11 protein-coding genes are annotated in these 12,549 nt (G+C 72.8%); 6 read left to right on the top strand and 5 right to left on the bottom strand.

The window, feature by feature from the left end; translation table 11 throughout:
- The first annotated feature begins 141 nt into the window (after positions 1-141).
- Positions 142-432 (top strand): hypothetical protein, encoded by a 291-nt coding sequence (locus AB8A24_RS24150; protein ID WP_030716816.1) that lies wholly within the window; start codon positions 142-144, stop codon positions 430-432.
- Positions 433-460: 28 nt separating this feature from the next.
- Here AB8A24_RS24150 and AB8A24_RS24155 read toward each other — a convergent pair whose 3' ends face one another.
- Positions 461-1,846 carry a serine hydrolase domain-containing protein gene (locus tag AB8A24_RS24155; protein ID WP_328960716.1) on the bottom strand — a complete coding sequence of 462 codons (1,386 nt, stop codon included), beginning with the start codon at positions 1,844-1,846 and terminating at the stop codon, positions 461-463.
- 255 nt (positions 1,847-2,101) lie between these two features.
- Here AB8A24_RS24155 and AB8A24_RS24160 point away from each other — a divergent pair, with 255 nt between their 5' ends.
- Entirely contained in the window at positions 2,102-3,166 is a 1,065-nt protein-coding gene (locus AB8A24_RS24160; protein WP_369477640.1) for an AraC family transcriptional regulator ligand-binding domain-containing protein, read from the top strand.
- 36 nt (positions 3,167-3,202) lie between these two features.
- On the opposite strand, the gene AB8A24_RS24165 is transcribed toward AB8A24_RS24160, so the two are convergent.
- Positions 3,203-3,568, bottom strand: coding sequence for a hypothetical protein (locus tag AB8A24_RS24165; protein WP_328960718.1), 366 nt, complete (start codon positions 3,566-3,568; stop codon positions 3,203-3,205).
- Positions 3,569-3,758: 190 nt separating this feature from the next.
- Between AB8A24_RS24165 and AB8A24_RS24170 the strand changes: the two genes are divergently transcribed.
- The gene (locus tag AB8A24_RS24170) at positions 3,759-4,229 is read left to right on the top strand and encodes a universal stress protein (RefSeq protein WP_328960719.1); all 471 of its coding nucleotides are present in this window, start codon (positions 3,759-3,761) and stop codon (positions 4,227-4,229) included.
- 127 nt (positions 4,230-4,356) lie between these two features.
- On the opposite strand, the gene AB8A24_RS24175 is transcribed toward AB8A24_RS24170, so the two are convergent.
- On the bottom strand, positions 4,357-5,037 hold the full coding sequence (locus AB8A24_RS24175; RefSeq protein ID WP_369477641.1) for a TetR/AcrR family transcriptional regulator: 681 nt from the start codon (positions 5,035-5,037) through the stop codon (positions 4,357-4,359).
- Positions 5,038-5,166: 129 nt separating this feature from the next.
- Between AB8A24_RS24175 and AB8A24_RS24180 the strand changes: the two genes are divergently transcribed.
- Positions 5,167-6,603, top strand: a complete 1,437-nt coding sequence (locus tag AB8A24_RS24180) for an amidase (RefSeq protein ID WP_369477642.1) — start codon at positions 5,167-5,169, stop codon at positions 6,601-6,603.
- Positions 6,604-6,622: 19 nt separating this feature from the next.
- Here the strand turns inward: AB8A24_RS24180 and AB8A24_RS24185 are convergent, their stop codons facing one another.
- Both AB8A24_RS24185 and AB8A24_RS24190 read right to left on the bottom strand, forming a co-directional pair.
- Positions 6,623-7,573, bottom strand: a complete 951-nt coding sequence (locus AB8A24_RS24185) for a serine/threonine dehydratase (protein WP_369477643.1) — start codon at positions 7,571-7,573, stop codon at positions 6,623-6,625.
- Between the two features lie 14 nt (positions 7,574-7,587).
- Positions 7,588-8,304 carry a TetR/AcrR family transcriptional regulator gene (locus AB8A24_RS24190; protein ID WP_369477644.1) on the bottom strand — a complete coding sequence of 239 codons (717 nt, stop codon included), beginning with the start codon at positions 8,302-8,304 and terminating at the stop codon, positions 7,588-7,590.
- Positions 8,305-8,460: 156 nt separating this feature from the next.
- Here AB8A24_RS24190 and AB8A24_RS24195 point away from each other — a divergent pair, with 156 nt between their 5' ends.
- A complete protein-coding gene (locus tag AB8A24_RS24195; RefSeq protein ID WP_369477645.1) occupies positions 8,461-10,137 on the top strand; it encodes a ricin-type beta-trefoil lectin domain protein in 1,677 nt (558 codons plus the stop codon).
- 16 nt (positions 10,138-10,153) lie between these two features.
- Positions 10,154-12,502, top strand: coding sequence for an alpha-N-acetylglucosaminidase (locus AB8A24_RS24200; RefSeq protein WP_369477646.1), 2,349 nt, complete (start codon positions 10,154-10,156; stop codon positions 12,500-12,502).
- Positions 12,503-12,549: the final 47 nt, after the last annotated feature.

A 12,549-nucleotide genomic window follows, 5' to 3' on the forward strand; every position in this document is an offset into this window, starting at 1 on the left:
GGCACTTGTCTGCGGCGTCGCTGCGCCGCCTCCCGAACCCCCGATCAAGGCAGCCCACTTGGCACGTCTCCGACCCGGCGCGACACGCGCTGATCGGGAAGGTCATCTTAAATTCCTACCACGTCTGCGTACGCTGTCCCCATGACCGACAGCACCCTTTCCGATCAGCAGGTACCCGATGACCTGCGCGTCTTGACCGTCGAGTACCTGAGCGCGGTCCGGGCGTGCCTCGCCGGCATCGAGGCCCCCGTGGTGCGGGAACGAGCCGCGCGGCTGTTCACCGATCAGCTGCTGCCCGATGTGGCGAAGGCGGTCAAGGACATACGCACCGCCGCTGTGGGCGAGCTGCGTCAGGGGCGCACCCTGCGGGAAGTGTCGGTGCTGATAGGGCTGTCCGTGCCCCGGGTCGACCAACTGCTCAAGGGCAAATGAGCAGTCGCCGCACCTGACGGCCGCGTGTTCAGCCGACGTCCACCTTGGGCGCGCAGCGCATGCCGATGTAGCAGCAGGGGGTGCCGTCCACGAGGGTGGCGAAGACGACGGGCATCCAGCCGCCGCTGAAGGAGGGACCGGCGCCGGAGGCGGCGAAGACCGTGGAGCTGAGCGGCGTGAGGTCCATCTCCAGCGGCGGCGAGAAGTCCCGCATCCCGTCGACGAACTCGTACAGCAGGCGGGTGGCGCCGTCCGGCCGCACACCGACGGTGATGACCACTCCTTCCCGGCGGTAGGTGCCGACCAGCGGGGCCATGTCGACGACCGGGGGCCGCGCGGGCGGCGCGAAGGCGGGCGGCATGTGGACCCCGCCGAGGTCGCGCAGGAGCTCGCGCATCAGGTCGGCGTAGAGGAAGCGGGCGGCGCCGCCGTTGGTGAGCAGGACGACGACGAGGTCGGCGCCGGGAACGACGCGCACGTAGCCGTACTGGCCGATCGAGGCGCCGTCGTGGCCGTACCCCGGAACCCCGTGCCAGTCGTAGAGCGACCAGCCCAGCCCCCAGCCGTCCGCGCTCACCGTCCACTTGTCGGGTACGTCGACCGCCCACCGCTGCATCTCCGCGACGGCCCGGGCGCCGAGGATCTGCGTACCGTCCGGGGCGGAGCCGCCGTCGAGGTGCAGCTTGGCCAGCCGGAGCACGTCCGCGGCGGTGGCCAGGACACGTCCGTAAGGCCCCGCCGAACGGGGCATCATGTCCCAGGCCGGCGCCGGCTCCGGATCCGGCCCCTCACCCGGAAGATGCCCCATCGCGGTCCGGAAGGCCAGCGCCTCCTCGGGCAGGGTCATGGTGTGGGTCAGGTTCAGGGGGGCGACGAGCCGCTCCTTGAGGGCCTGGTCCCAGGTGCGTCCGGTGAGGACCTCGACGACGCGGCCGAGGACGTTGTAGCCGACGCTGCTGTAGGAGACCGCGGTGCCGGGCGGACAGTCCAGCGCCACGTTCCCGGCGGCCGCCACGTACTTGGCCAGACAGTCGTCCCCGCGGCCACTGTCGTAGGTGAAGTCGCAGGTCAGGCCGCTGGTGTGGCTGAGGAGTTGGCGGGTGGTGATCGTCTTGGTGGCCTCGGGGTCGGCCACGCGGAACTCCGGGAGCACCTCGATCACGGGCGCGTCGAGGTCGAGTTCGCCCGCGGCGGCGAGCTGCATGACCAGGGTCGCCGTGTAGAGCTTGGCTATCGATCCGAGCTGGAACACCGAGTCGGTGGTCGCCTCCACCCCGGTGCCTCGGTGCAGGATGCCGCTCGCCAGCTCGTGGATCCTTCCCTCGGCGAACACCGCGAGGGTGGCGCCGGGAACGTGGTGGGCGGCGCGTAGTGCGTCGAGGCGGTTCTGCCAGTGGGCCAGGGAGAACGTCACGTCGGTTCCTTCGGCTCGGGGGTCTCGTACGGATCGCCGCACGCTTCTTGATCCACAAACCGGGATCCACGCCACCGTAGGTCGGTCCCCCAGGCAGCGGTAAGGACCCGCACGCGTCAACGAGGGGACCCCCGGCGCCACCGGGCAGGACCGCGCACCAGGAGGGGCATTCGCGCCACACCGGGGGGTCGACCCCGCCAAGGAGGCGGGCGCACAGGTCGGTTCAGGTGATCGGCTGGTAGCGTCGACCGTCCTATGCGCTCTCCTGGCACCGACGGCACCGTCTCCGCCCACCTCGCGCGGTTCGTCGTCGATTCCCTGCACCGGTCGGGTGTGGCCCTGGGCAGGGTCTCCCGATTACCCGACCTGGGACCCGATGTGCTGGGCAACGATCTGGCCCGGGTCTCGACCGCGTCGGCGCTGGCCGTGTGGGAGCAGTTGACGCTCGCGGAGCCGGGGACGGCCATCGGCGCGCTGATCACCGCCGAGGCGCCCATCGGTACGTTCGGTCTGTGGGACTACCTGGTGACCACCGGGCCCAACCTTCGGGAAACCCTGAAGCAGGCGGTGAAGTACAACGCCGTCATCGGTGACGCGACCCAGGAGAAGCTCCTCGTCGAGGAGGACGGGCGCTCCTTCACCATCCGTCACGCGACGGGCAGTTGGGGTCCCGATGTGGTGGAGGCGATCGACTTCTTCGCCCTGGGCATGCTCCTGACCCGATCCCGGGCCGCCACCGGACGGCCCGTCGTCCCGCTGCGCGTCTCGGTGACGCACGCCGCGTCCGGCCGCTTCCGGCGACTGGCCGAGTTCTTCGGGACCACCCGCATCGACTTCGGCGCCGCGTACAACTCGATCACCTTCCACGACAACGACGTACGCGCCCCGCTGCCCAAGGCGCAGCCGGGGCTGGACCGCCTCCTCGCGCAGCAGGCGGCGCTGACGATCGCGTCGGCGCAGCCGGCCCTGCTCTGGCAGGACCGCTTCCGGATGGTCCTCGAGTCCGCCTTCCGGGAGGACACGGTGAGCCTGGAACACGTGGCGCAGCGACTGGCGATGAGCCCGCGCACCCTGCAGCGGCGCCTGGGCGAGCACGGGACGACCTGGCGCGAGGAGGTCGAGGCCGTACGCCAGGCGCACACCATGGAACTCCTGCGCGCCACCGACCTGCCGCTGCGTTCGGTCGCGGCCCGGGTCGGTTACAGCGACATGCGCGCGCTGCGCCGGGCGGTGCGCCGCTGGGAGGGCCGGGCTCCCCGCGACATCCGCAACGAGGCGGGCCCGGCGGCCATGCCGTTGGGCGCCGACGCGGTCAACTGACCCGCCCCGGTCGCCCGACATCGGCGGTCGATCCGGTCACTTCATCGGGTACTGGGTCTTCTCCGCGAGCTTGCCGTCCTTGAAGCAGAAGCGGAGCACGGTCTCTTGGCCGTTCTTGGTCTCGCCGCTGGATATGTACCAGGAACAGGTGCTGCCCTCGGGCTCGACCGGTCCGCCGTCCTTGAGGGCGCTCTTGACGAAGCTGTCCCCGGACGGGAGCTTGCCGCGGACCTCGCTCTCCGCGTCCCCGGTCTTCACGGCCTCGTAGACCGCGGGATCGACGAGGGTCTTGTCGGCCATGTCGAGGACCTTCCCCATGCCGAAGACCACTGCCATGAGGAGGCCCGTACCGAGCACCAGCGCCACCGCACACCCGATCAGACAACCCTTGCGCTGAGCCACGCCCGTTCCTCCGTGTCGTTCGTGTCCGGCGGCGGTCGCCTGGACACTCACACCCTCGCAAAGGGCCGGGGCCGCGGGCTGTCCTCGAAAGTCGTCGGCCGTCACAACGATCGTCGTTCGAGGTCGGACCCACTGCGCCGTGTATACAGGGAGGAGATCGACTATTCGGGCGAAGCGAGAGGATCCCACCGTGAGTGAGCAGACCATCGAGCCGCTGATCGTCGTCGGCGTGGACGGGTCGAACCATTCGAAGGAGGCGGTGCGCTGGGCGGTCGCGCAGGCCGCGATGACGGGCGGCCGGGTGCACGCCGTCATGGCCTGGGAGTGGAACCGCAATCCGTTCGCCATCGGCCCGACGGCCGCCGAGACCGCCGACGCGGAGGTGGTGACGGCCGAGGAGGCCGCCCGCCGGAAGCTGGCGGACACGGTCGCCGCCGCCGTCGGCACCTCGCCCGGGGTGCCGGTGTTCCGGCGCGTCGAGCAGGGGTCCCCGGCGCAGGTCCTGGTCGACGCGTCGAAGGAGGCGGACCTGATGGTGGTGGGGACCCGCGGGTACGGGGGCTTCAAGGGCGCGCTGCTCGGCTCGGTGAGCCAGCAGGTCGTGCAGTACTCCGCCGGCACGGTCGTCCTCGTCCGCGAGGGCGAGGACCGGAACGACTGACGCGTCGTGTCCGGGCGTGGCCCCGCCGACCTGACGGCAGCACGCTCAGCGAAGCAGGCGGTCCAGCATCACCTTCAACGCGTCAGCGCCATGAGTGCTGCCGCTCGGCCGGGTCGTGGAACCCCGGTCAGCCACGGGTCCTCCGGATCGTGGGCGTCCCGTCCGAGGCCGGCCCGGCCGGACGAGGATTCTCGTAGCAATTCGAACCCCTGCTCCGCTCCCAGAGGTCGGCCAGGTGTGCGTGGAGGACGTCGTACGCCTCCCGCGGGGTGAGGTGGCCGATGAGGACGTGCGTGGTGAGACCGTCCGCGAGGGCGAGGAGGGTGCGGGCCTCGCGCCGCGCGTCGAGGCGCCCGGCGCCGTCGGCGTCCTCGCCGGCTTCCGCGATGAGGCGGGTGAACACCTCCTGCAGGGTCGCGTAGTTCGCCTTGAGCGTCCTGGCGAGCACCTCGCTGACGGCGGCCTGCGCGACGAAGGCGAGCCAGACCCGGGCCTCGGCGCGGTGCTCCTCCCGGAGCAGCGAGATCTCGGTGACCGCGTGCCCCAGGGCGGTGCCGGCCGACTGGGCCGGGCTCCGGACGAGCCGGGCCTGTACGCGCTCCATGATCCGCTCACCGATGTGCCCGAGCGCGAACACGAGCATCTCCTCCTTGGTGCGGAAGCACCGCTGAACGGCGCCCATCGACACCTGCGCGCGGGCCGCGACGTCGCGCAGGGTCACCCCCTCCAGCCCGCGCTCGTCGGCGAGGTGGCAGACGGCCTCCGCGATGAGGCGGCGTCGGCCCACGTGATCCACCTGCCTGGGCATGTCCGGCCCCTCCCTGTTCCACAGCACTCCGCCTGTGCAGCACTTTATGCGATGCGCACGTATCGGTTCCAGGGGTACGCTTCGGTTCCGATGCAAGCGCATCGGAACATGGATGGGGAGGGAAGCGACATGCGGGACGCCCTGTGGAGGATGTCGGCCGCCGCGCAGGCGGAGGCGGTACGCGGCGGAGAGGTCTCGGCCGTCGACCTGGTCGACAGCCACCTGGATCGGATCGCCGCGGTCAACCCGCGGGTGAACGCGGTCACGCAACTCCTGGCGGAGCGCGCGCGTGCGGCCGCGGCACAGCTGGACCGGCGGCGGGCGGCCGGTGACCTGCTGGGACCACTCGCGGGCGTGCCCTTCACGGTGAAGGAGAGCACCGCGATCGAAGGCGCGGCGACCACCTTCGGCACGGCGCGCTTCCGCGACCTGGTGGCGCCCGCCGACGCACCCCCGGTGGCCCGGCTGCGCGCGGCGGGGGCCATCCCCATCGGGCACAGCAACATCCCCACGCTGATCCTGGCGGGGATGCACACGCGCAGTGAGCTGTACGGCGACACGGTCAACCCGTGGGACAGCGGCCGGACCCCGGGCGGATCCAGCGGTGGCGACGCGGTGGCCGTGGCCACCGGTATGGCGGCGCTCGGGCTCGGCAACGACTCCGGCGGGTCGGTGCGCATCCCGGCCCAGTTCTGCGGTGTGGCCGGACTGAAGCCGACCACGGGCCGGTTCCCCGCCGACCACCGGATCCTCGGCCCGGACGACCCCGGGCCGGCGTCCCAGATGCTCGTCACCGACGGCCCGTTGGCCCGGAGCGTGGCCGATCTCGCCCTCGCCTACGAAGTGCTAGCCGGGACCGATCCGCGCGACCCGCGCGCCGTGCCGGTGCCCGCGTACGGCGAACCGCTCCCCGGGCGCGTGAAGGTCGCGGTCGTGGCGGACCCCGGCGGGCACGGTGTCCACCCCGCGGTCCACGGGGCCGTCACGGCCGCGGCGGACGCGCTCCGCGACGCCGGCTACGACGTGCGCGAGGTGCCGGACGTGCCGCGGCTGGACGAGGCGCTCGACGCGTACGGCCGGATCACCGTGACCGAGTTCGCCCCGAACTGGCCGGTGGTGCGCACGCTGCTCGGCAGGGGCGGGGACCGCTACATCGAGATGATGATGGAGCGGACCCCGCCCGCGAGCGCGGACGAGTTGATGAAGCTGATGGGCACCTGGATGAACATCCGTCGCTCGTGGGCCGAATTCCTCGACGAGTACCCGCTGCTGCTCGGCCCGGTCTTCACCGAGCCGCCGGTCGAACCGGGGCTGGAGTCGCGTGACAGGGCGGGCCGGGACCGGGTCGGGTCCGGAATGCGGCTGTGCACCGTGACCAGCTTCGTGGGCGTGCCCGGTGTGGCCGTACCGACGGGGATCGTCGACGGTCTCCCCTGCGGGGTGCAGATCGTCGGGCGCGCGTTCCGGGAGGACCTGTGCCTGGCAGCGGCCCGGGCGGTCGAGGACCGGCTCGGAGTGCTCACACCGGTCGACCCGCGTACAGGAGGGGAAGGCCGGGGCCACTGAGCCCTTGGCCTTACGCGGCTCAGGTACCGGGGGCCACCAGGTCCCGGGGGTCCGTGTTGGCCCCGCAGAGGATGACGGCGACCCGGTCGCCCAGCGGCTGCGGCGCCGCGCGCAGCGCCGCAGCCGCGGTGGCCGCGCCCGCCTCGACCACGATCCGGTGCTCCTCCCAGAGCGCGCGCCGGGCGGCCGTGATCTCCGTGTCGGGGACGAGGACCGAGGTCACGTTCTTCTGCTGCGCGGCGGCCAGCGCGTCCGCCGAGACCCGGGTGGCCCCCAGGGAGTCGGCGGCGACCGATTCCACGGCCACGTCCACGACCCGGCCCGCCGCCAGGGCCGCGTTCAGGGCCCGGCAGTTCTCCGGCTCGACCGCGACCACACGTACGCCGTGTTCGCGTGCGGCCGTGGCGACCCCGGCGAACAGTCCGCCGCCGCCGACCGCGACGACGACCGTGTCCAGCCCGGGCAGGGCGGTCCGGATCTCCTCCAGCAGGGTTCCGGCGCCCGCCGCGATGAGCGGGTGGTCGTAGGCGTGGCTGCTCAGCGCCCCGCTCTCGGCGGCGAACTCCTCGCAGGCGGCCAGCGCCTGGGCGTACCGGTCGCCGACGAGTCGCACCTCGGCCCCGTACCCGCGCAGCCGTTCCACCTTCACCCGCGGGGCGTTGGCGGGCAGGAACACGGTCGCGGGCACGGACAGCGCGCGGGCCGCCCAGGCGCAGGCCAGCCCGGCGTTGCCGCCGGAGGCGATGGTGACCCCGGCGGCCGGGAGGGCGCCGGCCTCGTGGTGGGCGGCGAGGAAGTTGCGGGCGCCGCGCGCCTTGAAGGAACCGGTGTGCTGGAGGTACTCCAGCGCGTACCAGACCCCCGCTTCGGCCGCGGGCGCCACCGTGACGGGGCGGATCCCGCCCGCGATCCGGTCGGCGGCGGCGCGGACGGCGGCGTGGTCGAGCTGCTGGGCCGGTGTTGCGGGCATGGGCTGTCTCCCCATCAGGTGCGGGTGGTGGACCGGGTGGGCCGGGCGGGTGCGGTGGCGGCGTGGCCGGGTGCGGTGGCGGCGTGGCCGGGTGCGGTGGGCCGGGCGGCCTCGATCAGCTGGCGCAGGGCCCCGTAGTAGACCTCGTGGTCCGTCAGGGGAGGCAGTACGTCGGGCAGTCCGCCGGAGAGCACGGGGAACTCCTCGGGATCCAACGCGGCCAGGGCCGCCCGCGAGGCGGCGGTCACCGCGGCCGGATCCCGGTGGTCGACGAAGGCCGCGCTGCCCAGGGTGAGCAGGTACATGCGGCGGTAGGTGGTCATCGCCTCGGCGGGGGTCATCCCGGCGGCCACGCTGTCGGCGAGCGAGGGCTCCACGAGCCGGGCCAGCAGCTGACGACCGAGCCAGGGCCGGCCGCCGCGCAGCACCAGCAGTCCGGGGTGGGCGGTCAGCAGCAGGTACAGGGCGCGGAACCGCTCTTCGGCGGCCTGCGCCCAGTCCGTGCCGGCCGGGATCTCGGGGAGCTGCCCGGCGAGGTGCTCGGTGCACAGGTCGAGCAGGCCCGCGAGGTCGACGCAGCGGCGCTGGACGGTGGCGTGCGAGACCTCCAGCCGGTCGGCGAGGGCGCGGAAGCTCAGGTGGCCGGGCCCTTGCTCGTCGAGGATCCGCAGGGCGGCGACGGCGACGGCCTCCGGGGTCGCACGGTCCAGGGCGGCTGATCTTCGCGGCATGAGATACACCGTAACATACGATGTATCTGCACTTTCGTGTGACATCGATTGCAGCCATATTGCTGGTCATCGGCCGACAATCAGCGACTTGTGTTGACAGTGGGTAATCGCCTCGCTGCACTGGGCGCACGACTGCCCCCACGTCAAGGAGACTCCGTGCCGCCTCGCCTGCGTGCAACGCTCCCCTGCCTGACCGCGGCCGCCCTGTTCGCCGTCGCGCTCTCCCCCGCCCCGGTGGCGGCCGAGCCCCGGGCGACCTCGGACACCCCGCTCGCGCTCACCCCGCCCATGGGGTGGAACAACTGGGCGCACTACATGTGCGACATCGACGAGGCCAAGGTGGTGGCCAACGCCGACGCGCTCGTGTCCACCGGGCTCGCCGCCAAGGGCTACGACACGGTGACCGTCGACGACTGTTGGATGACCAAGAGCCGCGACGCGCAGGGCAGTCTGGTCGTCGACACGGCGAAGTTCCCGCACGGCATGGCCTGGCTCGGCGAGTATCTGCACGCCAAGGGCCTGAAGTTCGGCATCTACCAGGACGCGGGCTCCCTCACCTGCGAGAAGTACCCCGGCAGTGGCGCCCCTCAGGGCGGCGGCGCGGACCACTACGCGCAGGACGCCCGGCAGTTCGCCTCCTGGAAGGTGGACTACGTCAAGATGGACGGTTGCAACCTCTGGGTCCCGGAGGGCGCGACCAAGGAGGAGGCCTACCGCGACGCCTACAACGCCGTCGCGAAGGCCCTGCGGGACAGCGGCCGGGACATGGTCCTGTCGGCCTCCGCGCCCGCCTACTTCCAGCAGGGCGAATGGGGCGGCTCCGACTGGCACAAGGTCCTCGACTGGGTCGGCGAGACCGGCCAGCTGTGGCGCGAGGGCAAGGACATCAAGGTCTACAACCCGGCCGCACCGGCCACCTCACGGTGGAGCGCGGTCATGGGCAACTACGGCTACAACCGCTGGCTCGGCCGGTACGCGGGTCCCGGCAACTGGAACGACCCCGACTTCCTGATCGCGGGCGCCCCCGGCCTCACGGCCGCCGAGAGCCGCAGCCAGGTCGCCCTGTGGGCCATGATGGCGTCCCCCTTCATCCTCTCGTCCGACGTCTCGAAGCTGACCCCGGCGGGCCTCTCGGCCCTCGGCAACACCCGGATGATCGACCTGGACCAGGATCCGATGGGCCGTCAGGGCTCCGTGGTCTCCTCCAACGCCACCTTCGAGATCCTGGTGCGGCCGCTCGCGAACGGCGACCGCGCGGTCGCCGTGCTCAACCGCTCCGCCAGCACCCGGGACATCAACGTGCCGCTCGACGAGATCGGCCTGCCCGACTGCACCGCCGGCGCCCAGGACCTCTGGAGCGGTACGAGCCGCGAGATCTCCGAGACGCTGACCGGGAAGGTCGCCGGGCACGACACCGGGGTCTGGCGGCTCAGCCCGCGCGGCTGCGCCGAGGCCGTACCGACCGGGCAGATCGTCGGTGACGGAGCCCGGTGTGCCGACGGCGCCAACACCACCGGCGTCGGCGCCGTGGTGATGGCCGCCTGCACCGGAGCCCCCGACCAGCGTTGGACCGTGGGCAAGGACGCGCGCCTGCGGCTGGCCGGCGAGTGCCTGTCGGCGGGCGTGGACCGCCTCGTGGAACTGGCCGACTGCTCGGCCCGCCCGGAGGAGCAGCCCGGCCAGAACTGGTCGCAGCGCCGTGACGGAGCCCTGGTGGAGGAGGTCAGCGGGCTGTGTCTGACGGCTCCGGCGGCCGCCACCCCCGCCGAACGGCTGCGGCTGACCGACTGCGGCGACCACCGGGTCGACCAGGCCTGGGCCCTGCCGGTCTGACGGCCCGGGCGAACGGATGAGGAACCCGACGCATCGCAGCAGGCGCAGGCCGAGGACCCGGCGCCCGCTCACCCTCGCCGCTCTTCCGGCGGCGCTGCTGGCGCTGATCTGCGCGGGGCCCGCGCCCGGGGCCACCGCCCCGGGTGCGGGATCGCCCGCACGTGCCGACGTACGGACCGACGTACGGACCGACGCGCACCCGGACGCGCACCCGGACGGGCACCCGGGTGCCGTCCGGAGTCCGGGCCGCGCCCGCACCTTCGACGTCGCGCCCGCGCGGGCCGCCCTGCGACGGCTGCTTCCGCGCCACTGGGGGCAGTTCACCCTGGTGCCCGACACGACCGCCGACGCCGACACCTTCACCGTGTACGGCACCGCCGGCGCGATCACCGTCCGCGGCAGCACCGGAGCCACCCTGCTCACCGGGGTCGGCTGGTACCTCCAGCACGTCGCCGGGGTCGACATCGGCTGGCCCGGCAACAGCATCGGCATGCTGCCCGCCCGGCTCCCGGCGGTGCCTTCCCCGGTCACCCGCGGCGCGCAGGTGCCCCACCGGTACGCCCTGAACGACACCGACGACGGGTACTCCGGCCCGTACCGCTCCTTCGAGGAGCACCAGCGGCAGATCGACCTGATGGCCCTGCACGGCATCAACGAGGTGTTCGTGCAGGTCGGCGCCGAGTACCCGTACCACCGGGCGCTCCAGGGGTTCGGCTACTCCGCCGCGGAACTGCGGCAGTGGATCCCCGGCCCCGGCCACCAGAGCTGGTGGCTGCTGCAGAACCTGAGCGATTTCGGCGGGCCGGTCACCGAGCGGCTCATGCGCGAGCGCGCCGAGCTGGGCGGGCGGATCGCCGAACAGCTCCGCGGACTCGGCATGACCCCTGTGCTGCCGGGCTACTTCGGCACCGTGCCGCCCGGGTTCGCCGCGCGGAACCCGGGTGCGGCCACGGTGGCACAGGGCGACTGGGCGGGCTTCGACCGCCCGGACTGGCTGGACCCCGCCTCGCCCGTGTTCGCGAAGCTGGCCGCCACGTACTACGCCGAGCAGCGCGAGGTGTTCGGGGACAGCGCGATGTACCGGATGAGCCCACTGCACGAGGGCGGCCGGACCGGCTCCGTCGACGTCGGGGCCGCCGCGCGCGCCATCCAGGGCGCGCTGCACGCAGCCCACCCCGGGGCGCTGTGGGCGGTGCTGGGCTGGCAGGACGACCCGACGGCCGAGCTGCTGGCCGGGGTGGACACCTCGAAGCTACTGATCCTGGACGGGCTCTCCGACCGGTACAACCGGCTCGACCGGGAGGCCCGTTGGGGCGGGGTCCCGTACGCGATGGGCACCATCTACAACTTCGGCGGGCACACCACGGTCGGTGCGAACAGCTCTGTCTGGATCGAACGGTTCGGGCCCTGGCGGGACAAGCCGAACAGCGCCCTCGCCGGGATCGCCTACCTGCCGGAGGCCACCGGGACCAACCCGGCCGCCTTCGACCTCTTCACCGATCTGGCCTGGGAACGCGGGCCGATCGACCAGCGCGCGTGGTTCGCGGACTTCGCGGCCCGCCGCTACGGCCGCCCGGACGCCGCGGCCGCCGCGGCCTGGGAGGAGCTCCGCAAGGGGCCGTACAGCACCTCCTCCGGCCTGTGGTCGGAGTCGCAGGACAGCCTGTTCACCGCCCGGCCGAGCCTGACCGCGGCGGGGGCGGCGTACTGGAGCCCCAGGTCCATGCGCTACCCGGCGGGTTCGGTGCGCAAGGCCCTGGACCACCTGCTGAAGGTGGATCCGGCCCTGCGCGGCTCCAGCGCCTACCGCTTCGACCTGGTGGACACCGCCCGGCAGGCCCTCGCCAACCACTCGCGGGTGCTGCTGCCGAAGATCAAGGCGGCCTACGAGGCCAAGGACCTGACCCGCTTCCGCGCCCTGACGGCCGAGTGGCAGGACGGGATGCGGTTGTTGGACGCGGTCACCGGCTCCGACCCGGCCTTCCTCCTCGGCACCTGGCTCTCCGGGGCCCGCTCCTGGGGCGCGGACCAGGCCGAGCAGGACCGGTACGAGTACGACGCGCGCTCGCTGCTGAGCGTGTGGGGGCGCCGCAGCACCAGCGAGGGCGGTTTCCTGCACGATTACGCGAACCGCGAATGGAGCGGCCTGATCTCGGAGTTGTACGCACCCCGGTGGGCGCACTACTTCGCGTCGTTGGACGAGGCACTGGTGCGGAAGGCCGCGCCGCGGGAGATCGACTGGCACGCCTTCGAGGCGGAGTGGGCCGGACGCACCACCCGGCACCCGAACCGCCCGAACGGTGACCCGTACCGGGCGGCCGCACAGATCGCCGCGGCCCTGCCGACGGCCGCCGCCACCCGCTGACCCACCCGCTGTCCCACCCCGTACGGGCCGGCCCGGCATCCGGGCCG

Source organism: Streptomyces sp. BF23-19 (assembly GCF_041106355.1).
Lineage (GTDB): Bacteria > Actinomycetota > Actinomycetes > Streptomycetales > Streptomycetaceae > Streptomyces > Streptomyces virginiae_A.

What these genes read in the sequence shown, in the direction of transcription:
- AB8A24_RS24175 (WP_369477641.1), bottom strand. Translation starts at nt 5,037, where the DNA reads ATGCCCAGGCAGGTGGATCACGTGGGCCGACGCCGCCTCATCGCGGAG.
- AB8A24_RS24150 (WP_030716816.1), top strand. Translation starts at nt 142, where the DNA reads ATGACCGACAGCACCCTTTCCGATCAGCAGGTACCCGATGACCTGCGC.
- AB8A24_RS24190 (WP_369477644.1), bottom strand. Translation starts at nt 8,304, where the DNA reads ATGCCGCGAAGATCAGCCGCCCTGGACCGTGCGACCCCGGAGGCCGTC.
- AB8A24_RS24180 (WP_369477642.1), top strand. Translation starts at nt 5,167, where the DNA reads ATGCGGGACGCCCTGTGGAGGATGTCGGCCGCCGCGCAGGCGGAGGCG.
- AB8A24_RS24185 (WP_369477643.1), bottom strand. Translation starts at nt 7,573, where the DNA reads ATGCCCGCAACACCGGCCCAGCAGCTCGACCACGCCGCCGTCCGCGCC.
- AB8A24_RS24160 (WP_369477640.1), top strand. Translation starts at nt 2,102, where the DNA reads ATGCGCTCTCCTGGCACCGACGGCACCGTCTCCGCCCACCTCGCGCGG.
- AB8A24_RS24200 (WP_369477646.1), top strand. Translation starts at nt 10,154, where the DNA reads ATGAGGAACCCGACGCATCGCAGCAGGCGCAGGCCGAGGACCCGGCGC.